At 60.4% G+C, this 21,673-nt stretch carries 18 protein-coding genes and 1 pseudogene; 15 read left to right on the top strand and 4 right to left on the bottom strand.

The window, feature by feature from the left end; genetic code table 11:
* The first annotated feature begins 285 nt into the window (after positions 1–285).
* The 12 genes from ctaC (at position 286) to FME68_RS03390 (ending at position 14,227) form a co-directional block, all read left to right on the top strand.
* Entirely contained in the window at positions 286–1,365 is a 1,080-nt protein-coding gene (gene ctaC, locus FME68_RS03335; RefSeq protein WP_070515787.1) for an aa3-type cytochrome oxidase subunit II, read from the top strand.
* 19 nt (positions 1,366–1,384) lie between these two features.
* A complete protein-coding gene (gene ctaF, locus FME68_RS03340) occupies positions 1,385–1,816 on the top strand; it encodes an aa3-type cytochrome oxidase subunit IV (RefSeq protein ID WP_046647941.1) in 432 nt (143 codons plus the stop codon).
* Between the two features lie 558 nt (positions 1,817–2,374).
* On the top strand, positions 2,375–2,986 hold the full coding sequence (gene ctaE, locus FME68_RS03345) for an aa3-type cytochrome oxidase subunit III (protein ID WP_232745219.1): 612 nt from the start codon (positions 2,375–2,377) through the stop codon (positions 2,984–2,986).
* Between the two features lie 67 nt (positions 2,987–3,053).
* A complete protein-coding gene (gene qcrC / locus FME68_RS03350) occupies positions 3,054–3,941 on the top strand; it encodes a cytochrome bc1 complex diheme cytochrome c subunit (protein ID WP_029159009.1) in 888 nt (295 codons plus the stop codon).
* A complete protein-coding gene (gene qcrA, locus FME68_RS03355) occupies positions 3,938–5,158 on the top strand; it encodes a cytochrome bc1 complex Rieske iron-sulfur subunit (RefSeq protein WP_144013687.1) in 1,221 nt (406 codons plus the stop codon). Before qcrC ends, qcrA begins: the two co-directional genes overlap by 4 nt.
* Complete coding sequence (qcrB, locus tag FME68_RS03360) at positions 5,158–6,780, top strand: cytochrome bc1 complex cytochrome b subunit (RefSeq protein WP_046647943.1); 1,623 nt, start codon at positions 5,158–5,160, stop codon at positions 6,778–6,780. The genes qcrA and qcrB overlap by 1 nt, the downstream gene beginning before the upstream one ends.
* A gap of 1,456 nt (positions 6,781–8,236) precedes the next feature.
* Entirely contained in the window at positions 8,237–8,872 is a 636-nt protein-coding gene (locus FME68_RS03365) for a C40 family peptidase (RefSeq protein WP_046648126.1), read from the top strand.
* Positions 8,873–9,030: 158 nt separating this feature from the next.
* Complete coding sequence (locus tag FME68_RS03370) at positions 9,031–10,101, top strand: C40 family peptidase (RefSeq protein WP_046647944.1); 1,071 nt, start codon at positions 9,031–9,033, stop codon at positions 10,099–10,101.
* Positions 10,102–10,104: 3 nt separating this feature from the next.
* Positions 10,105–11,268 carry a glycosyltransferase family 4 protein gene (locus tag FME68_RS03375; RefSeq protein WP_158396027.1) on the top strand — a complete coding sequence of 388 codons (1,164 nt, stop codon included), beginning with the start codon at positions 10,105–10,107 and terminating at the stop codon, positions 11,266–11,268.
* Complete coding sequence (locus FME68_RS03380) at positions 11,261–12,217, top strand: ROK family protein (RefSeq protein WP_158396029.1); 957 nt, start codon at positions 11,261–11,263, stop codon at positions 12,215–12,217. The genes FME68_RS03375 and FME68_RS03380 overlap by 8 nt, the downstream gene beginning before the upstream one ends.
* A gap of 66 nt (positions 12,218–12,283) precedes the next feature.
* On the top strand, positions 12,284–13,030 hold the full coding sequence (locus FME68_RS03385; RefSeq protein ID WP_158396031.1) for a lysophospholipid acyltransferase family protein: 747 nt from the start codon (positions 12,284–12,286) through the stop codon (positions 13,028–13,030).
* A gap of 3 nt (positions 13,031–13,033) precedes the next feature.
* Complete coding sequence (locus FME68_RS03390) at positions 13,034–14,227, top strand: acyltransferase family protein (protein ID WP_328287698.1); 1,194 nt, start codon at positions 13,034–13,036, stop codon at positions 14,225–14,227.
* A gap of 194 nt (positions 14,228–14,421) precedes the next feature.
* On the opposite strand, the pseudogene FME68_RS13165 reads toward FME68_RS03390, so the two are convergent.
* A pseudogene (locus FME68_RS13165) lies at positions 14,422–15,228 on the bottom strand (glycosyltransferase family 87 protein); the annotation flags it as partial.
* A gap of 148 nt (positions 15,229–15,376) precedes the next feature.
* Between FME68_RS13165 and FME68_RS03400 the strand changes: the two are divergent.
* On the top strand, positions 15,377–15,883 hold the full coding sequence (locus FME68_RS03400) for a polyadenylate-specific 3'-exoribonuclease AS (protein WP_144013691.1): 507 nt from the start codon (positions 15,377–15,379) through the stop codon (positions 15,881–15,883).
* 73 nt (positions 15,884–15,956) lie between these two features.
* Positions 15,957–17,345 carry a class II 3-deoxy-7-phosphoheptulonate synthase gene (locus tag FME68_RS03405; RefSeq protein WP_328287699.1) on the top strand — a complete coding sequence of 463 codons (1,389 nt, stop codon included), beginning with the start codon at positions 15,957–15,959 and terminating at the stop codon, positions 17,343–17,345.
* A gap of 27 nt (positions 17,346–17,372) precedes the next feature.
* Here the strand turns inward: FME68_RS03405 and FME68_RS03410 are convergent, their stop codons facing one another.
* Positions 17,373–18,611: a protein kinase domain-containing protein gene (locus FME68_RS03410; RefSeq protein WP_158396039.1), complete on the bottom strand. Its 1,239-nt coding sequence runs from the start codon at positions 18,609–18,611 to the stop codon at positions 17,373–17,375.
* A 50-nt stretch (positions 18,612–18,661) separates the two neighbouring features.
* Here FME68_RS03410 and FME68_RS03415 point away from each other — a divergent pair, with 50 nt between their 5' ends.
* Entirely contained in the window at positions 18,662–19,060 is a 399-nt protein-coding gene (locus FME68_RS03415; protein ID WP_046647954.1) for an Rv2175c family DNA-binding protein, read from the top strand.
* Here the strand turns inward: FME68_RS03415 and FME68_RS03420 are convergent.
* Together FME68_RS03420 and FME68_RS03425 are read right to left on the bottom strand one after the other, a co-directional pair.
* The gene (locus FME68_RS03420; RefSeq protein ID WP_158396041.1) at positions 19,029–20,576 is read right to left on the bottom strand and encodes an alpha-(1->6)-mannopyranosyltransferase A; all 1,548 of its coding nucleotides are present in this window, start codon (positions 20,574–20,576) and stop codon (positions 19,029–19,031) included. The two genes, FME68_RS03415 and FME68_RS03420, sit on opposite strands and share 32 nt — an antisense overlap.
* 1 nt (position 20,577) lies before the next feature.
* A complete protein-coding gene (locus FME68_RS03425; RefSeq protein ID WP_070512446.1) occupies positions 20,578–21,669 on the bottom strand; it encodes a polyprenyl synthetase family protein in 1,092 nt (363 codons plus the stop codon).
* Positions 21,670–21,673: the final 4 nt, after the last annotated feature.

The following is a 21,673-nucleotide window of genomic DNA, read 5'->3' on the forward strand; positions in this document are numbered from 1 at the left end:
GAACCCCGCGCCGCGTTCCCCGTTAGGGTGCGAACTTTCGGATGATGCAGGGGTGTGCGGCTTGTGAATTGGGTCATAGCCGGGAGGGGGAGGCTGGGGGAGCTGGCGTGATCTTGTGCAGGTGGGCCGGTAACATTCCGTACGTTCACTACTTATAGGACAGGTCCAACGCCCAAACAGTCCAGCGAAAAGGCCTGAAAATCAGGCAGGATGCTCTATTCTGATTGGGTAGGAATGCTCTGTGAGTATTCGAGAAGTTTGTGTGCACAGAAAGGCAGAACACACGTGGGACAGCGTAAGCAGCGCAACCTCGGCCGTAAGGCAGGCCTAGCGGGCGTCATAGCTTTGGGCGGTCTAGCCCTTGCGGGTTGTGACGTCGCAGCGCCGACGGCAGTTGAGAACCTCCTAGGCATGGGTTGGCCGAAGGGTATTACCCCTGAAGCGACCTCGATGTACAACTTCTGGATCTGGGTCTGGGTTGCTGCATGGATCATCGGTTTCATCATGTGGGGCCTGTTCCTCACCGCTATCTTCCGCTGGAATGCGAAGAAGGCTGAGAAGGCCGGCAAGGGCGAGTTCCCGAAGCAGCTGCAGTACAACGTGCCGCTGGAGATGGCTCTGACCATTATCCCGATTCTGATCATCATGGGACTGTTCTTCTTCACTGTTCAGGCTCAGCAGAAGGTTACGGCGCTGGACAAGAACCCTGAGGTGACCGTGGACGTTACCGCCTTCCAGTGGAACTGGAAGTTCGGTTACGCCGAGAACAAGGTTGATGGCGAGAACTACGATGGCGCCGATGCTGAGCGTCAGAAGCTTGCCGAGGAATCCTCCCTCGACCCGGAGGGCACCCCGAACCCGAACCCGATTCACGGTAAGTCCACCGGTGACATCTCCTACCTCAACTTCAACAAGATTGAGACTGTTGGTACCACCGAAGAGGTTCCGGTTCTGGTTCTCCCGGTTGACACCCCGATCGAGTTCCGTCTCGCCTCCGGCGATGTTTCCCACTCCTTCTGGGTTCCGGAGTTCCTGTTTAAGCGCGATGCCTACGCGCACCCGGAGAACAACTCCCAGGAGCGTCGCTTCCAGGTAGAGAAGATTGAGGAAAAGGGCGCCTTCGTTGGTCGCTGTGCTGAGATGTGCGGTACCTACCACGCCATGATGAACTTTGAGATTCGCGTCGTTGACCGCGCAGACTTCAACGAGTACCTCAAGTTCCGTGAGGAGAACCCGCAGGCAACCAACGCCGAGGCTCTCGAGCACATCGGTGAAGAGCCCTACGCAGTTACCACCGCTCCGTTCAACTCTCTGCGCGACACCCGCGATGCCGACAACTTTGTCGACACCGCTGAAGCGGCATAAGAAAAGGAACTGATAGAAAATGCGTGCAACATCTAAGGTCTTTTATTCCATCGCGACCTACCTCTTCGTGTCGCTCATCGTCTACGTCATTGGCGTTAACTACGTCAAGGATGATGGCTACATGTACGGCACCGAGTGGGTCGGCATCGTGGGCTTGGTCCTCGCTATGCTGCTCTGCCTCATGCTGGGCGGCTACCTGCACTTCACCGATAACCGCTCCGACATCGCGCCGGAGGATTGGGAAGAGGCGGAGACTGAAGACGCAGCCGGTATCCTTGGCTTCTTCTCTCCGAGCTCCATCTGGCCGCTGTGCATGACCGGCTCCATCGCAGTGCTGGGTCTTGGCATCATCTTCCTCTACTTCTGGATGATCATCCTGGGCGCAGTCCTGCTCGTCACCTCCGTGACTGGCCTGTCCCTGCAGTATGGCCTTCCGAAGGAAAAGCACTAAGGCTTAACCTTTTCTGCCGCGCTTTCTAGCGTCACGACTTCTCACGCCTCCGCCACACCTAGTGGCGGAGGCTTTGTCGTTGAGAAGACTGCGTCGTAGTGCGTTGCGGAAAGTTCCCAAAAGGGAGAAAAAATTTCGATTTGGGTGGAGTGCTGGGGGAGCGGGTGGCTTGCCGAAAGTGTGTAACTCTAGGTCTGTGCTTAGAATTCCAGCACGTTAACGGCCATTTTTACGGGGGTCATCCGAAAGTTGCAGTCCTGCACTTTCGCCCGCGGTGGCGGGTGTGATTTATCTCATTAGCGTTGGTCCGACCGGTTTCGGATTGCGGGCAAAACGTACCTCTTCTTGACCTGTTGCTGGCTTCACAACTGGCGTTGCCAAGTCTCACTACCTGCAGGGATGGGGCGTCGTAAAGCGCGCTAAAAAGTTCCCGACTACCTCCTGGGAGCTCTATGGTTCCTGCCTGGGGTGAAAACTGTGAAGGTCTAGGTCGTGGCCTCAAAAAAATCGGGGGGAAATGAGATGACTTATGCGGTCAGACCAGCCATACTGTTATGCGTGACGAGCGTAGTTTCTAACCAAGGTATGGCAGCACCACGTGTTGCCGCGCTGAACCGACCCAACATGGTCAGCGTCGGCACCATCGTGTTCCTGTCTCAGGAATTGATGTTCTTTGCTGGACTGTTCGCGATGTGGTTCACCTCGCGTGCGAACGGCCAGGAGGGTGACTGGGCAGAGCACACGGCGCACATCAACGTGCCCATGGGCTTCCTCATTACGAGTGTCCTGGTCCTTTCCTCCGTGACCTCTCAGTTCGGCGTTTTCGCAGCAGAAAGGGGTGACGTTTACAAGCTCCGACTCTGGTACTCGGTGACCATCGCGTTGGGTGTTGTCTTCCTAGGCATCATGGCGTTCGAGTGGACAGAGTTGATCATGGCAGGTCTCACTGTTCAGTCCAGTGTCTTTGGTTCGGTCTTCTATATCCTGACCGGGTTCCACGCGGCACACGTGACTGCGGGTCTGATCGCCTTCGGAATTATCTTGGCGCGAATTGCCCGCTCCAAGTTCACGCCTGCACAGGCCACCGCGGCAATGGCAGTGTCTTACTACTGGCACTTCGTTGACGTTGTGTGGATCGGCGTGTTCGTAGTCATCTACCTAGTTCAGTAGGCCGTAGTCGCCGGAGAATAGCCGGCCTACAGTCATTCATCTCCATGTACGAGTTATCTAAAGGAAAATGATGGATAACATCCAGCAGCCCGCCGCAGTGGAAGACACCACTGCCGCGGCTAAGAAGACCCGCCGTCGCCGCAAGGCGAAGCGCACGCTTGCTGGCGTCTTTGCACTGAGCATCGGTCTTACCGGCGCAGGTGTCTTGGCTTCCGCCCTGACCCCTGATGCGCAGGTGGCCACCGCCGCAAAGGATGACCAGGCACTCGTTCAAGAGGGCAAGGACATCTACGAAGTCGCGTGTATCACCTGCCACGGTGCGAACCTGCAGGGTATCCAGGACCGTGGTCCTTCCCTCGTTGGTATCGGTGCCGGCTCTGTGTACTTCCAGGTGCACTCCGGTCGTATGCCGATGATGTCGAACGACGCACAGGCTGAGCGCAAGACCCCGCGTTACACCGAGCAGCAGACCCTTGCGCTGGCAGCCTATGTTGCTGCCAACGGTGGTGGCGCAGACATCGTCTACGACGAGGATGGCTCCGTTGCGCAGGAGTCCCTGCGTGGCGCTAACTACAACGGCCAGATCCAGGCAGAGGACGTCGCCAAGGGCTCGGAGCTCTTCCGCATGAACTGCGCGTCCTGCCACAACTTCACCGGTAGGGGCGGCGCTTTGTCCTCCGGTAAGTTCGCGCCGCCGCTCGACCCGGCTAACGAGCAGGAGATCTACCAGGCAATGCTGACCGGCCCGCAGAACATGCCGAAGTTCTCCGACCGTCAGCTGACCGCAGATGAGAAGAAGGACATCATCGCCTACCTCAAGTCTGCGAAGGAAACCCCGTCTCCGGCTGGTTGGTCGCTCGGCGGCCTCGGTCCGGTGGCTGAGGGCCTGGCAATGTGGATCATCGGCATCAGCCTTCTGTGCGTTGCCGCTATGTGGATTGGATCTCGCTCATGAGCAACGTAAAGAAGAATTACTCTCGCAAAGAGCTCGATGCTATGAGCAACGACGAGCTCGCAGCCCTCGGTACCGAGCTGGACGATGTTACCGTTGCGTTCCGTAAGGAGCGCTTCCCGGTAGAGGGCGATCCCGCCGAGAAGCGTGCCGCTGCAAACGTCACCTTCTGGCTCATCATTTCCGTCCTGATGGGCATTGCCTTCCTGGCCGTCTACCTCTTCTGGCCGTGGGAGTACAAGATGCTCGGCGAGGACGGCATGTGGTGGCACACCCTCTACACGCCGTTGCTCGGCTTGACCTCTGGTCTGTGCATCCTAGGCTTGGGCTTCGCCATTGTTCAGTACGTCAAGAAGATTCTCCCGGAGGAGATCTCGGTTCAGCGCCGCCACGACGGTCCTTCCGATGAAGTTGACCGCCGCACGCTGACCGCGCTGCTGAATGACTCGTGGAACACCTCGACTCTGGGTCGCCGTTCCACCATCAAGGGACTGCTTGGCGGTGCCAGCGTTCTGTTCGGCCTGACCGTGATTGCTCCGCTGGCTGGTGCCATCAACAACCCGTGGAAGAAGCGCCACGAGTTGAACTACATGGGTGACGGCACCCTGTGGACCTCCGGTTGGACTCTGCACGAGAAGGGCGTCAAGCTCTACCTCGCTCGCGACACCGGTACCATCGCCGAGAAGCACGAGGGTGAGTCCGGCTCGCACTACACCACCCGCGGTGTCACCCGCCTGGTGCGTGTGCGTCCGGAGGATCTGGCTGCAGGCGGTATGGAGACTGTCTTCCCGCTGGCTGCTGAGGATGTCAACGACGGTGCAGAGTACTCCGAGGACAAGGACGTCTACGAGAACCACATGCACTCCATCCACGGTAACCGTAACGCTGTGATGCTCATCCGCCTGCGCAACGATGACGCCAAGAAGGCTATCGAGCGCAAGGGTCAGGAAGACTTCCACTATGGCGATTACTACGCCTACTCCAAGATCTGTACCCACATTGGTTGCCCGACCTCGCTGTACGAGGCTCAGACCAACCGCATTCTCTGCCCGTGCCACCAGTCGCAGTTCGACGCGTTGCACTACGGTAAGCCGGTCTTCGGCCCGGCAGCCCGTGCACTGCCGCAGCTGCCGATTGATGTGGACGATGAGGGTTACCTCATTGCTAAGGGCAACTTCATCGAGCCCGTCGGACCTGCATTCTGGGAGCGTAAGTCATAATGAGTAACAAACTTGCACAGATGGGTAACAACATGGACGAGCGGTATTCCGCTGCCGGCGTCCTGCGTACCCAGCTCAACAAAGTCTTTCCCACTCACTGGTCCTTCATGCTCGGTGAGATGGCACTGTACAGCTTCATCATCCTGTTGCTGACCGGTATCTACCTCGCGCTGTTCTTCGATCCTTCAATTACGAAGGTCATCTACGACGGCGGATACACCCCGCTGAACGGCGTGGAGATGTCTCGCGCCTACGCAACGGCACTCGATATCTCCTTTGAGGTCCGCGGCGGCCTGTTTGTGCGCCAGATGCACCACTGGGCAGCACTCATGTTCATGATGTCCATGATTGCCCACATGCTGCGTATTTTCTTCACCGGCGCGTTCCGTCGCCCGCGTGAGGCTAACTGGATTATCGGTTGCGCGCTTATCCTGCTGGGCATGGTCGAGGGCTTCCTTGGCTACTCCCTTCCGGATGACCTGCTCTCCGGTGTTGGTCTGCGAATCATGTCCGCCATCATCCTGGGTCTGCCGATCATCGGTACCTGGCTGCACTGGGCCATCTTCGGTGGCGACTTCCCGTCCGACCTCATGCTGGACCGTTTCTACATCCTGCACGTGCTGGTTATCCCGGGCATCATCCTGGGCCTTATCGCAGCTCACCTCATCATGGTCTGGTTCCAGAAGCACACCCAGTTCCCTGGACCGGGTCGCGCTGAGAACAACGTTGTTGGTGTTCGCATTATGCCGGTCTTCGCTACGAAGGCCATCGGCATGGGCATGATGGTTGCCGGTGTCCTGGCGCTCATCTCCGGTCTGATGACGATTAACGCCATCTGGAACCTTGGCCCGTACAACCCGTCCCAGGTCTCCGCTGGTTCCCAGCCGGATATCTACATGCTGTGGACTGACGGTGTTGCTCGTGTCATGCCGGCATGGGAGCTCTACATCGGCAACTACACCATTCCGTCTGCGTTCTGGGTTGCACTGCTCTGTGGCCTCATGGTCGTTCTGCTCTTCGCCTACCCCTTCATTGAGAAGAAGCTGACGGGCGACGACGCTCACCACAACCTCCTGCAGCGCCCGCGTGACGTTCCGGTCCGTTCCGCTATCGGTGCAGCTGCCATCGTCTTCTTCCTGCTGGTAACGCTGTCTGGTGGTAATGACCACGTGGCACACTTCTTCCAGATCTCGCTGAATGCGATGACCTGGGTTGGCCGTATCGGTCTGATTGTCCTGCCGCCGATTGCATACTTCATGACCTACCGCATCTGCGTTGGTCTGCAGCGCTCCGACCGTGAGGTGCTAGAGCACGGTATCGAGACCGGTGTCATTAAGCAGCTGCCGAACGGTGCCTTCATCGAGGTTCACCAGCCGCTTGGTCCGGTGGACGAGCACGGCCACCCGGTCCCGCTCGAGTACGCCGGCGCTCCGGTTCCGAAGCAGCTCAACCAGCTTGGTCTGGCCGACTCCGAGACACAGGGCATCTTCTCTTCCGATGACTCCGCTATCGTCTCCCGAGTCAATGAAATTCGCCACGAGAACCACGCTGAGGAGGCGGAGATGTTCCGTCAGCTCAACGAGGCTAACCGCCGCGAAGACGAGGAGAATGGCCGCATCTAGCGCCATCACTCGCTGAAACACGCTCACAGAGCCCGTTCCTTTCTCCATCCCACAGGAGAATAGGAACGGGCTTTTGCGTTCTCATTTCCTTTTGTCGCGGGGCTTCGAACTGGGCCCTTGGAGCCGGCCTGGTTCATTTGTTCATTTTGGAAGCTGAGCTAAGTCAGGAGGGCGTACTTGCACAAGGCATCTGACAAAAGGCATTTTTGGGTCTGAAGACGCCATCTGCCATGAGTAAATGGCGTTTTTAGCCGTCAAAACGCCTTATGACTGATGCCTTTTGTCAGATGCCTCAGGCGTGTCAATAAAGGCTCCCAGACGTTGGGCGTTGGAGGAGATCAAAGAAGGTAATCCGTTTCGCGAAGAGATGTGCAGTGCACTACGGAAAGGTCGTCGTGAACCGACCTGGGTCATGGGTGGGTGAGTAAACCTTGACGTCACTCTTGGCAGTATTGCCTAGTGTTGTTTGGCGGTGGGGCGGGGCTTCTTCGCACTTAATTGGCCTACGTCAGGTTGGAGCTGTCTTGGTTGAAGAAGCATTAGACCCGCCGCGAGCACGCTAGGTGACCGCGAAGGGCGTCCCAGGGGAGTTCGTCAGGTACAGCGTTCTTTCATGCCTAGGCCTCTAGAGTGTGTGCTTTAGGGTAGTTGTAAGGCCGTCTACGTACCCGCTGTCAGAGGAGCGGTCTGCGGGCGCCGAGCTGGGTGGGAGAGCGGGCTCCTAAGTTTTGCGTTGCTTGCCTGTCAAGGTGTTAACCCACAGTTAACCTCCTTGTAGTTTGTCTGATTTCTGGGAATCGAGGAGCGATACGGCGATGCGGAGGTCTCTCATTTGATCGGGAGAGTGACGCGGTCGACATAAAAACCGCAGGAGAGAACCACTTTGTTGCATGGTTTCAGGAGAGGGTAGTGGGTCAAATGGGGTCGATGTGACGCCGAGTTACACGAGTGTGATGAAGGTTACATCGTATATTTTTGGACGCTCTTTGGGGCTTTAGGTCGGTGCTAAGGTCTAGCGGTGTGAAGTGAAAACCCCTCTGGGTTATTGCAGGTGAGGGCAAGTATCTGCCTGTCGCGCTTGTGTAATGAACTGAGATCGTTGGGCGCCGTGTCGTTTAGGTTTCCATTTGATAACGGGACGGTAACGAAGCCGGTTTTGCGTTTCTGACTCGACATCGCTCGTGATGATTTCGTAACCTATTCGAGACATTGAGTTACCGCCACGGTGTACACATCACCGGTGCTCAATACGAACTGAAGAATTAAGCGCCGCGTCTGGCCCCTCCTAAACACCGGGGGCCGAGCGGAGATGGCCCTACAGGAACGGGTCATCGTCGAACGCTAGGCCCGCCCTTGGGTCAGAGCTTTTGTTCGCGTCATGTGGAGAGTGGTCATATGGATTGCCTTCTCCTAGCGAGCGAAAGTAGGCGCGCAGGAAGATTTGGAGTTTAAATTCGTGGCTAAGCACCGTCGTCAGGGCAACCTGAACACCCGTCGCATCGCATCCACTGCTGCTGTTGCTGCAACCGCAGCTGTTACCGTCCCGGCTGCTGCTAATGCAGCTGAGGTTGTCGTCCCGGAGACCGATATCCGCTTCGAGGTTGCTGGTCTGGAGAACGTCCCGAATATCAAGCAGCTGCCGAACATTGATCGTTATATCCCGGCCTTCAAGGCTGACCAGGGCGCTGGCTACGCCGCTGCTGTGGAGGCTCCGGTAGCTGAGGCTCCGGCGCCGGCACCGGTTCAGTCCGTGGGCGAGAAGGTTCTCGAGGCTGCTCGCTCCGCCGTCGGTTCCCCGTACGTCTATGGCGCCAACGGCCCGAGCGCTTTTGACTGCTCTGGTCTGACCTCGTGGGCTTACCGCCAGGCTGGCGTGTCCATTCCGCGCACTTCCCAGGCGCAGGCTTCTGCGGGTACCCCGGTGTCCCTCGATGCCCTGCAGCCGGGCGACATCATCGTCTACTACTCCGGTGCATCCCACGTTGGTATCTACACCGGCCACGGCACCATCATTGACGCGCTGAACTCCGGCACCCCGGTCGGCGAGCGCTCCCTGAACTACATGCCGATTCACTCCGCTGTTCGCTTCTAAGCGAACCTGGCGGTTTGGCTAACCCCTTCCGCTGCTCTTGCCATGTTGATGGCGAGGGTGGGGAAGGGGTTCGGCTATTCTAGAAGCCGTTATGCTTTTCCTTGACTGAGGGTATAATTCAGTCATCTATTAACCTTCTCTTAGTTTCGGGGGTATTCATGTCGCGTCGTGGCATTGCGTGTGCCGTCGCTGCAATCGTTGTGGGTGCGGCTCCGGTGGTCGTCCTGTCGCCATCTGCAGTGGCTCAAGAGTTCCTCCAGGAGCAACCGCAAGAAGCGGCAGGGGAGCAGGCACCCGAGGATCTGAGCGATCTCATTGAGCGCATGGCGGACGTCGCCCAGCGGGTTTCTGCCAAGGGTGAGGAAGTCAAGGGGCTTGAGGATGAGCTCGCAGAATCGGAGAAGGAGATCGGCGAGCTGGAACGCAAGGCTGAGGAGGCACAGCGCAATTCCGAAGATGCTTCCGTGGTTGTCGCTGAGCAACAGCAGCGGATCGATTCTCTGGCGCAGTCGCGCTACCGCCGAAGCGCGGCAACGCCAGTGTCGGCAGCCCTTGATGCCAACGACGTAGCCAGTGCGGTCGAGCGCATGGGGTACCTGGGGGCTTTGACGAGGGCTGCCAAGCGTGAAGAGGAAGCCATGGTGGCTGCCGCCGCCGCGGCCGACGAGGCGCATCAGCAGGCAGTCGATGCTACTGAGGAAGCGCGCCTCAAGCGCGACGAGCTGCAGGCACAGCGCGATGCGGTTCTCAAGGAGCAGGCTGACCTGGAAGAGCAGCAGAAGGAGCTCGAAACCAAGGTTGATGGCTTGAGCCCTGAGGCGCGCCAGGCATGGGTTGAGCACTTTGGCGGCTCTGCCGACCTTGACTTAGCTGCGTTGGCCGATGGTTCGGGATCCGCCGCTGTCCAAGCAGCACTCACCCGAATTGGCGCCCCGTATGGCTGGGGTGCCACAGGCCCTGATGTGTTCGATTGTTCCGGCCTGATGGTGTGGAGCTATCAGCAGATGGGGAAGAGTATCCCGCGCACCTCGCAGGCGCAGATTGCCGGCGGCACTCCAGTACCGATCGATGAACTACAGCCCGGAGACATTGTGGGCTATTACGCCGGCATTACCCACGTGGGAATGTATATCGGTGACGGTCAGGTGGTTCACGCCTCCACCTATGGCGTTCCCGTGGCGGTGGTGCCGCTTCATTCCATGCCCGTTCAAGGCGCCGTCCGCTACTAGGCCATGGCGCGCACACTCCTAGTAACGAATGATTTCCCGCCCACCATCGGCGGGATTCAGTCTTATCTTCGAGATTTTCTGGCAACCCTCAACCCGGAGGACGTCGTCGTCTTCGCCTCGACCCAAGATGGTGACGCCGCTGCCGAGTATGATTCGACGCTGCCGTATACCGTGGTTCGCTGGCCACGCACCATCATGCTTCCGACACCAGCGACCGCACGCCGGATGCAGAGTCTGATTCGTGAATACGATATCGAGACCGTGTGGTTTGGGGCGGCAGCCCCGCTTGCCCTTATGGCGCCGGAGGCCCGGGCGGCGGGCGCTCGCCGGATCGTTGCCACGACGCACGGTCACGAGGTGGGCTGGTCCATGCTTCCTATAGCCCGGCAGGCCCTGCGTCGCATTGGTCAGCATGCCGATGTCATCACGTATATCTCGGACTACACGCGTACCAGGTTGGAACCCGCGTTTGGTACCCATGCGCGCTGGGTGCACTTGCCTTCCGCGGTTAATCTGGAAGACTTCACTCCGGCCACGGCGGGAGAAAAGCAGAGCGCGCGGGAGCACTTTGGACTCGGCCCGGGGCCCGTCATCGTGTGTATCTCCCGCTTGGTTCCCCGCAAAGGCCAGGACCAGCTCTTGCGGGCGATGCCGGCGGTACGGGCACGCTTCCCGGACGCCCAGGTACTCATCATTGGTCGCGGACGTTATGAGCAGACACTGCGCGAGCTAGCGCGTCTGTACTGCCCCGGCGCGATGTTGCAGGAGGCGCGGGACACCGAAGAATTGCAGTTGGCGCTTCATGCTGCCGATGTGTTTGCCATGCCGGCGCGCACGCGGGGTGGGGGACTCGACGTCGAGGGCCTTGGCATCGTTTACCTAGAAGCACAAGCGGCGGGGTTGCCGGTCATTGCGGGTGACTCCGGTGGTGCACCGGAAACAGTAACGTCCGAGACTGGCATCGTTGTGCGCGGCTCCTCGGTTCCGGAGCTTGAGCAGGCCTTGTGCACGCTGCTTGGCGACGTCCCCAGGGCCCACCGCATGGGGGCGGCAGGGCGCCGTCACGTGGAGGAGCACTGGACGTGGGAAATCATGGGCGCACGATTGCGTGAGGTTCTGGAATGTGATCGTGGGCAGGCCGGGGTATATCCTACTAGTCATGCTTGAACACACTTCCTCCGCTGACGGTGGCCACAGCGGCCTCACCATCGGGTTCGATATTGGTGGAACCAACTTGCGGGCCGCGGTGATTAATCCCGCCGGAGAGATTGTGGATTCGACAAGCGTCCCCACGGCCAGGGAAGCGCAGACACTCGAAGATGACATCGTACGCTGCGTGGACAACTTGGCCGCATCCCATGACATCGAGGCCGTGGGCCTTGCCCTCGCGGGCTTTTTGGATCCCGAGTGTGAAGTCGTTCGTTTCGCCCCGCATTTGCCGTGGCGTAACGCCCCAGTACGCGAGATCCTCAGCAGGCGTTTGGACGTGCCGGTCCGCCTTGAGCATGACGCCAATTCAGCCGCGTGGGGCGAATGGCGCTTTGGCGCTGGGCGCGGTGCGAAAGAATGGGTTTTCTTTGCTGTGGGAACGGGCATTGGCGCCACGCTTTTTACTGAGGGAAAAATCTACCGTGGAGCTTTCGGCACCGCCCCGGAGTTCGGGCACCTTGTTGTGTCGCCGGGCGGGCGCCTCTGCCCCTGCGGCAAGCGTGGGTGCTTAGAGCGCTACGCTTCCGGAACCGCTTTGCCGGACACCTGCGCAGAGCTGCGCGGCGAGTATGACACCACCTTGCCGGAGAATCCCTCCGGCGAGGAGATCACTGCAGCAGCTCGGCGCGGGGATCCGCTGGGGATAGCTGTCATGGAGAACTTCGGTCAGTGGCTCGGGCAAGGGTTGTCCATGGTGGCAGATGTGCTCGACCCAGAGCTCATCGTGATTGGCGGCGGGGTGTCCAAGGACGCGGATTTGTACCTCGATCAGGCGCGGGATGCCATGGCTCGGCAGATCGTCGGAGCCGGTCACAGGCCTTTGGCCCGAGTGGCAACCGCGAAGTTGGGTTCGGCGGCAGGTATGATCGGAGTCGCTGATCTCGCCCGCCAGGAGCACCGAGGTTAACACCGCACATTTTTCTTTCACCGAGCAGCACCGCCTGCTCGGCACACACAGATAGGACTATAAGCGATGCGAAACAAGTGGTACTGGGCCTTTAAGCACATCTTTTTCGGCCCGGCCCTTCGAGTGTGGAACCGCCCATGGTCCGAAGGCATGGATCGCATCCCGGAGTCTGGTCCGGCAATCTTGGCATCCTCCCATCAAGCGGTGATGGACTCCTTCTACTTCCCGCTGTTGTGCCCGCGGCAGATCACCTTCTTGGCAAAGAGCGAGTATTTCACTACCCCCGGTTTCGTTGGCCGCCTGCAAAAGTGGTTCTTTAGCTCCGTGGGGCAGGTGCCGATCGATCGCGTCAACAAGGATGCCGGGGACGCGATGCTGGTGAGCGCACAAAAAATTCTGGGCCGCGGGGATCTCTTCGGTATTTACCCGGAGGGGACTCGTTCGCCCGATGGGCGCATCTACAAGGGGCGCACCGGTATGGCCCGCATCGCGCTAACCACCGGTGAGACAGTAATACCCATTGCCATGATCAATACCCGGAAGGCTAATCCAATCGGTTCGTGGGTTCCGCGTCCGGTGCGCGTCGGCATGCGCGTTGGCGAACCCATTGATCCCCACGCATGGGCCGCTGAGCGCAACCTTGATCCGCAGGATCACGCCACCGTGCGTGCTTTCACGGACTACGTGATGAAGCAGTTGTCTGAGCTGTCCGGTGAGCCGTACGTCGACGTCTATGCCTCCGACGTGAAGGCGTCCCTGCAAGCTGGGCACGGCTACCCGGAAGGGGCCGAGCCCAGTTCGGAGGCGCGGTAGTCAGTGACTTCCTCCCCGTCTCAACGCTTAGCGTGGCCTGATGTAGCAAAAGGAATTTCCATCCTGGGCGTCGTGCTGTTGCACATCACGCTTACGGTTCCAGAATCGAAGGACACGTGGTTGGCCGCTTTCAACGTGTGGCTCGACCCACTGCGCCTGCCCCTGTTCTTTTTGGTGAGTGGGTTCTTCGCGCAAAAGGTTTTTCGCTTTAGCTTCGCAGAACTCTTTACTCGCCGCCTGTGGTACTTCCTTGTTCCTTATGTGGTGTGGATGCTGGTTGAACAGCAGACCAAGCGCGTGGAGTACCACTGGGTATTCGGGGATCCCGTTTTCGATTTCAGCCAGATGACGGCCAGCCTGCTCGTGGGCCATTCCATGGCGTGGTTTCTGCATTCGCTGATTCTGTTCAATATCTTCCTCTGGTGCGTGCGCAAGCTGCCCGGGTGGGCGGCGCTAGCGCTGAGTTTTAGCCCTATTCTGTTCATCGCATGGCAGGCGCAGTTCACCTCGATCGCGAAGGCCATCATGTTCCTTCCTGTCTTTGTCGCCGCTGCTTATTTCCGGGACGCAATCTCCGCCTTCGCTTCCGCTATCGAGGCTCCCTTCAAAGGCGAGTGGGATTACCGGAGCTTTTGGGCGTATTCCGGCATGGTTGGGGCCTACGCCATCGGGTTCTTTATCCGCCGCGCGTGGGATAACTACGCTGGGGCCGTCGAGGTTACGTGGTTGTTGCCAGGCACGGAGGCGTTGGTGAGGGATGACGTCCATATCCTCGTGCGCATGGTAGAGCAGTTCTTCGAGGTTCCGGTGGGAATTGCGGTGGCGGTGGCCGTGTCCTATATACCGGTCCTATCCACCGGACTGCGGTTCATCGGTTCCCACACGCTGCCCATCTACCTTGGCCACCCCATTGGCCTTACCGTCCTCTATGGCTACCCCATGGCGCTCAACCCGCGCGAGGTAAGCCTGGCAGGCCAGTGGCCGTTGGAAAATACCTGGTTCTGGCTCAGCATGTGCTTTGTTTATTGCGCGATTGCGTCGTTGGTCCTGTGGGCCTTGGGCAAGGTGCCCGTTGTGGGCTGGACGCTGAAGCCGCCGCCGATCGGTGCGAGTAGGCGAACCACGGAACCGCCCTCGGCGGGCTTGAGCTTGAGCCAGAAACTCACTGCGACAAGGAACGCCACGACAAAGAAATAGTCGTTACCTGGAGCCTGCTGCCACCAGGACCACTCCAGTTCCAGCTGCTCGCCGTGGGGGACAAGCCAGTGGCCGCGGGCTAGCAGCACGAACCACGTGAGGCCTGCGAGGAACCAGTAGCGGCGCGCGGTGAGGTAGACCGCGGCTAGGCACAGCCACGTGAAATGGTGGGACCACGAGACCGGGGAGCACAGCAGCGCCGCCGTGGAGGCCAGTAACACGAGTTCTATCTCTGAGGACGTGTGCTTCATGACCCACCACAAGACTGCGACGATGAGAGCGCAGCCAACCAACCACAGGCCCGATGCTTCCTCAGGACTAACGCGGCTGAGCAAGCCCCGAAGGGATTGGTTGCTGGAATAGGACAGCGTACCGATTCGGGAGGAGTCCCAGAGGGTGTCAGTCCAGTACGCCGCAGAGCTTGCAGGGGAGGCGAGGTAGCCCACCACACCGCAGGCGATGAAGGCGCCTATCGCCGTGGCAAGGGCACGCCAGTCGCGGCGAACGAAAAAGACCGCGAGGAAGACCGCCGGGGTGAGCTTGATCGCCATAGCAACGCCGGTCAGCACACCCCGCCACGGGGAGCGTGGTCTGAGCAGCAGGCAGTCGACAACAACGGCCGCGGTCAGCAGGAGATTCACTTGGCCGAAGCTGAGAGTCTCAGTAATCGGTTCGGTGAGTGCGCAGGCGAGCAGCGCCCACGTGACCCACCAGTCGGGGCGGTCAACGTCGCAGCACCGTGAGATAACGGCGTAGAGACATGCCCAGAGCGCACCGAGCGACGCCGCAGTAAGAAGGAGAGACAGCGGCCACAGCGGCATCCACGACACCAAGGCAAAGAGCGCTGCAGCAAAAGGCGGGTAAGTAAAAGGCAGCGACACTCCGTTGCCGAGAATGTAGCTTTGCGCGTAGAGATTCTCCCCGCGGAGCAGGGCCTGCCCTCCCTCTCGGTAGACATCGAGGTCAACGTGGTAAAACGGCACAATTCCGCCGCTGTTCATCGACGCCGCAAGATGGATAGTCCACGGCACCGTTGCCAGCCCCACCAGAAGGAGAGGAAGGAGGGACGAGGAGAGAGCTTTCTTCACGCAGCTGAGTATAGGCCCCCAGTGGCACGGCTCCTCTAGGCAGCAGACTAGGATACGGGGCGTGCGCTACTTCTACGACACCGAGTTTATCGAGGACGGATCGACCATCGAGCTGGTCTCCATCGGCATTGTCGGAGAAGACGGCAGCGAGTATTACGCGGTATCCACCGATTTCGATCCGGGCAAGGCCAATGCGTGGGTGCGCGACAATGTACTGGATAAACTCCCGAGCCCGGCGGATCCGGTCTGGAAATCGCGTGAGACCATCCGCGAGGATCTCCTGGAATTCTTGGGCCGCCACTCTACCCCCATCGAACTGTGGGCCTGGGTCGGGGCTTATGACCACGTGGTTCTTGCGCAGCTGTGGGGAGACATGGCGAGTCTGCCCAAGGGGATGCCACGCTACACCCGGGAGCTCAAGCAGTACTGGGAGTTCGCCGGCCGTCCCAAGCTACCTCCCGTGCCTAACGGTAACCACGACGCGTTGGTCGACGCCCGCCATAACCTGGCCAAGTTTCGCATCTGTGAGCAGCACTTGCCGCTGACTCGGGGCAACCGCGTGAGCTGATCGTGAATTAATACCGTGACCTAAAAGTCCATTAACTAACGCGCGACAGGCCCGAGATGGTTAAATACTGGGTGTGAGTTGGACAGTAGATATTCCCAAAGAAGTGCTCCCTGATCTGCCGCCGCTGCCGGAGGGGATCAATGAGAAGTTCCAGGACGCCATTTCCCGCGAGGCGAAGCAGCAGCCCAGCTGGGATCAGCTGCAGGCTGATAACGTGCGAAAGATCCTGGAATCCGTCCCGCCTATCGTCGTGGCCCCAGAGATTGAGGAACTCAAGCGCAAGCTTGCCGACGTCGCCTTGGGCAAAGCCTTCCTCCTCCAGGGAGGCGACTGCGCGGAGACTTTCGAGTCCAACACGGAACCGCACATCCGCGGCAACATCAAGACGCTGCTGCAGATGGCCGTCGTCTTGACGTACGGCGCTTCCACTCCGGTGGTGAAGTTGGGCCGTATTGCCGGCCAGTACGCCAAGCCGCGTTCTGCCGATCTGGATGCCAACGGTCTGTACAACTACCGCGGTGACATCGTCAACGGCGTGGAGGCCAACGAGGAATCCCGCCGTCACGATCCCGCCCGCATGATTCGCGCCTACGCAAACTCCTCGGCGGCAATGAACCTGGTTCGCGCGCTGACGCACTCCGGAACCGCGGACCTGTACCGCCTCCACGAATGGAACCGAGAGTTCGTGGCCAACTCCCCGGCGGGTGCTCGCTACCAGGCCTTGGCTGATGAGATTGAAAACGGCCTGGCCTTCATGAACGCCTGTGGGGTGTCGGATGAGACCCTGCGTTCGGCGGAGATTTACTGCTCCCACGAGGCCTTGCTGAAGGATTACGAGCGTTCCATGCTGCGCTTGGGTACGGACTCTAACGGCGAGACCAAGCTTTATGACCTGTCCGCGCACCAGCTGTGGATTGGTGAGCGTACCCGTGGTCTCGACGACTTCCACGTAGCGTTTGCTTCCATCATCGGCAACCCCGTGGGCATCAAGCTCGGCCCCGGCGTGACGCCGGAGCAGGCAGTGGAGTACGCGGAGAAGCTTGACCCGAACCGTGAGCCGGGCCGCCTCACCATGATTGCCCGTATGGGACACGACAAGGTGCGTTCCGTCCTGCCTCCGATCATCAAGGCAGTGGAGGACTCCGGCCACAAGGTGGTGTGGCAGTCCGATCCGATGCACGGAAACACCTTCACGGCGTCGAACGGTTACAAGACCCGCCACTTCGACAAGATCGTCGACGAGGTCCAAGGCTTCTTCGAGGTGCACCGCGAGCTGGGCACTCACCCGGGCGGCGTGCACCTGGAGTTCACCGGTGAGGACGTCACCGAGTGCCTCGGCGGCGCTGAGGACATCACGGACGTGGACCTGCCGGGCCGCTACGAGTCCGCCGTGGATCCTCGCCTGAACACCCAGCAATCGCTGGAGCTGTCCTTCCTCATCGCGGAGATGCTGCGCAACTAGAGTCTGCGCAGCTAGACGCTGCGCAGACTAATACGGTCTCCAGAGAATCGGCCAGGTGCCGTATTCTCCGGATCCAAACCACCAGGCGGCCACGGCGACAGCCAAGGTGGCGAGGCCGACGAGGACGAGGAACCCGATGAGCCCGACCGTGCTGCGGTTGCTCAACGGACGTTCCTCCGGCTCCTCTTCGGCCCCGGCCGCATATGGTTCTGCCACGGCGGGGGAGGGCGCTGGGGTGTCTACCGGTGCGGCAGGCAGGGGGAAAGCGTCCTCGCGGGTTTCCGCCCGTGTTTCACGCGTGGGGGAATCGGGCGAGGGGATTGCAGAGGTTGCTTCGAAGACACGCGTATTGTCTGTTCCCGAAAAGTCTGTAGGTACTGCAGCGGTACGTGCGGCGGCCGAGTTTCGCGGGACGGGGACCGTGAACTGTGGCAGTTGCAGCTCCCGGGAAACGTCATCCAAAGCATCGAGGAATTCACCCGCGTCTGCAAAGCGTTCGGCTGGGTTACGTGCGGTGGCGGTGGCCACGAGGGCGTCGAAAAGCATCGGCACCCCCTCAATGCGTGAAGATGGTGCCACCACATCCGCGTGCACGCGCGCGGTGGCGTGCGCAAGCGGGGTATCACCGTGGAAGGGGACTGTGCCCGTCAGCAACTCGAACAGGACGATTCCAGCCGAGTAGACATCGGAAGCCGGCGTGATATCCGCGCCAGTGACTTGCTCGGGGGAGAGGTAGCTTACGGTACCGACGATCTGGCCGGAGCTATCATGCTCCGCCTTTGCGGAGCGCACCAAGCCGAAGTCACCCACCTTGACTCGGTGGTTATCGGTGATGAGAACGTTATCCGGTTTGATATCGCGGTGTACGAGGCCTGCGCGGTGGACCTCGCTGAGCCCCGCCAAGACCGAGTGCATGACGCCGGCCGCAGCGTGCGGCGGCATGGGTCCGCGTTCCGCAAGGAGCTCGCGCAACGTGCCGCCGGTGATGAGCTCCATGATGAGATAGATGGGCAAACCATCCGCGGAAAAGTCATGCACGGCGACGAGATTGGGGTGGCTCAGCTGCGCCATCGCGCGGGCCTCGCGCTTAAAGCGGGTGACGAAGACGGGGTCGTCGTGATAGCGCTCATCCATCACCTTGGCAGCTACTGCGCGGCCCAAACGCATGTCCACGCAGCGATACACAGTGGACATGCCGCCGCGAGCGATCGGCTGATCAATGCGGTAGCGTCCTTCAAGAATGTCGCCCACGTTCAGCCTTGTCATGGATTCCAGTATGGCTGATCGGCGCCCGAAAGTGTGATCCGGCTACAGTTGTGTCCGTGACTAATTCTGAGAACACCGTTGAGAATTCCCACCCTGAGCTTCCGCAACTTCTCGCCGGAGAGAAGTTGCTGACGCTTAAAGAGGTAGCTGAAAAACTCGATCTGCCCATTACTCGCGTCTTCGATCTGCTCAATGCCCGGAAGTTCATCGCGTGGCGGGACGCCGAAGGACAGCGCCTCGTCCCGGAAGCGTTTTTCAATGCCAAGGGCGTCATTTCCAAGCACGTGTCCGGCGTCATCACTGTTCTTTCGGACAACGGCTGGGGTGACAACGAGATCCTGGCGCATCTTTTTACCGAGGACGAGTCCCTACCGGGCCGCCCCATCGACGCGCTGCACGGCCACCTCGCGCGGGAGGTTATTCGGCGCGCGCAGGCTTCGGCGTTTTAGGCGCTGTCGTCGCACCTGCCGCATTCGGTTCAGCGGTGGTGCGTGGAACACCGTCGAAAATCCATTGCGTGGCCAACCATGCCACGACCACCATCGCAATCACCCAGAACCAGTTGTAGAGCTGGTGATTGCCGTCGCCGGCGAAGGCCACACCAATAAAGAGAGCTGCGCCGGTGGTGAGCTTGATGAGCGGTAGTGGTGGGCGGAAGGTTCCCATGAGCGTGAGCACCGAGGCGTAGTACCACGGCAGCGTCACGGAGTTGAAGACGAACGCCACCTGGTAGGCCGCGGCCGTGGCGGCAATGGCACGGCGCACGCCCGTGCGCCCCCACCACCACACAAGGACAAGGCCCAGGAGCATCAGAAGCATCGCGGCCGAGCGCAGTACGGTGAGCACGCCGTTATAGGTGGTGTCGGGGGAGAAGACCTGGATGAGCGGAACGAGAATATCGGCAAGCAAGGTGGGGCCGGCCAGGGGGTTGATGACCTTCGAGTTGCCACTGATCTGCGACAGCCAACCCCACGAGCTTCCCGACGCCCACGTGATCGCCGCCACCGCCAACGCGACCTCCGCCACGGCGATAACGCCGGATAGTAGAAAGAACCCGACGCGCTTGAGCGGCTTCGTTCCCTTCGGCGCCCAATGGTGCAGCATGAGCCACACGATGAAGGGCGCGGCGAAGACGGCGGTGGCCTTGAGGGACACTGCCACGCCAACGAGTATGAGGCTGAGGTGGAACTTGTGGTGCACAGCAGCGAGAAGGCCCAGCGATACCAGCCCCACCATGACTGATTCGTTGTGCATGCCGCCGATGAGGTGCAAAATCATCACCGGATTCGCCACTCCCAACCAGAGCGCTAGGGCGGGATCACCGCCAATGCTTCGGGCTAGGCGTGGAATTGACCAGGCGATGGCTGCAAAACCAAGGACGGAAATTGCCTTGTAGACGATGATGCCCGCAGCAACGTTATCGCCCACCAGGTGGGTTACCCCGTTGCCCATCCACAGGTGTAGCGGCCCGTAGGGCGTAGTGGTGTTGCGCCAGTCATGAGAGACCTCGAGCAGGAAGGGGCCGGGGTTAACGGCTGCGCCCTCGACGTAGGGGTCGAAACCATCGCGTACCATCGCGCCTTGCATGAGGTAGGAGTACACGTCCCGGGAAGCCAGCGGTGCGGCGCACAGCAGCGGGGTGACCCAGCAGATCAACATCCGGCGGATGTCTGCCAATGCGCCGTCTGGTTGCGGGTTCTTGAGCTGTGGGGCGATGAAGTGGCGGCCCGCCAACACCCATGCGGCGACGAGGCCAAACAGGCCAATCCAGTAGAGGACCATGCCAATGTTGCGGCCGTGGCCATAGGCAAGGAAGCTGATGTTGAGCGCCTCAAGAAAACCTCCGCGATTCCGGGTCGCGCCGCCGGAGAAGGAGGCGAGCGCCAGGACGATCGCAGAGACGATGCCCAGTGGCAGGGGATGGGGAATGCGCAGGGGCACGCGCGTGGATGCGGAGCGGGCCATGCTACATCCGGCGGGCCGTGGACTTGTGGGCAAGTTCTTCCAAGACCGCCGTGACCTCGGGGTCAACCTGTGCGTTGTGCAGATGGTCGAGGCCGGAACGCGTGAGATCGCTGATGCGCTGCTCGACGACGTCCGGCGCACCGGAATCAGCAATGATCTGCGCCATGCGGGCAATGTCTGCGGGGTCCTCCGTCTGCCCGATGAGGCGGCGAAGCTCAGCGGCGGCTGCGGGATCGGTGGCGTCCGCGCGCTGTAGGGCCAGCGACAACAGAACCGTGCGCTTGCCTTCGCGCAGGTCGTCTCCGGCGGGCTTGCCGGTGATAGCCGGGTCACCGAAGACGCCGAGCAAATCATCGCGCAGCTGGAAGGCGACGCCGATGTCCTGGCCGTAACCGCGGAAGGCAGCAACGAGTTTCTCGGGTGCGCCCGCTATAACGGCGCCCAGATGGAGGGGGCGCTCGATGGTGTACGCGGCAGTCTTGAACCGGTTCACCGAGTCCGCCAACGTGGCGTCCTCGGAGCCGGCGGCTTCCAGGGAGATGTCCAGAATCTGGCCGCCGATGACTTCGCGGCGCATTGCCCGCCATGGTGCGCGGGCGCGCGCCAGTGCCTCGGGGCTCAGGCCGGAATCTTGAAGCATGTCTTCCGCCCAGACCAGGGCCATGTCACCGATGAGGATGGCCAGCGATTGCCCGAAGAAATCAGCGTCGCCGCTGAGCCCGAGCTCGCGGTGGCGAGCAGCAACGCCGCGATGGACAGTGGGGTTGCCGCGCCGGGTATCGGAAGCATCCACGATGTCGTCGTGGATAAGTGCACAGGCCTGAATGAACTCCAAGGACGAGGCAGCGCGGAGCATTGCCTGCGGGGACTCAGTGCCGTCGAGCCCGTGCGCACCGACAAAACCTGCCCACGCGTAGAGGGGGCGAATGCGCTTGCCGCCGTCCAGGACGAAGGAATCCAAATAGGAGATCGCGTCGGCCACCGGAGAGCCGATGGCCGCGATGGCGTCGCGCTGACTGTCCAAGAAAAGCTTAAGCTCCTCGCGCACGGCTGCGGGGATGTCGTTCAAGGAAGGTATCTGCGGTGTAGTCACGCCT

This window comes from Corynebacterium hiratae, assembly GCF_009708045.1.
Taxonomy (GTDB): Bacteria; Actinomycetota; Actinomycetes; order Mycobacteriales; family Mycobacteriaceae; genus Corynebacterium; species Corynebacterium hiratae.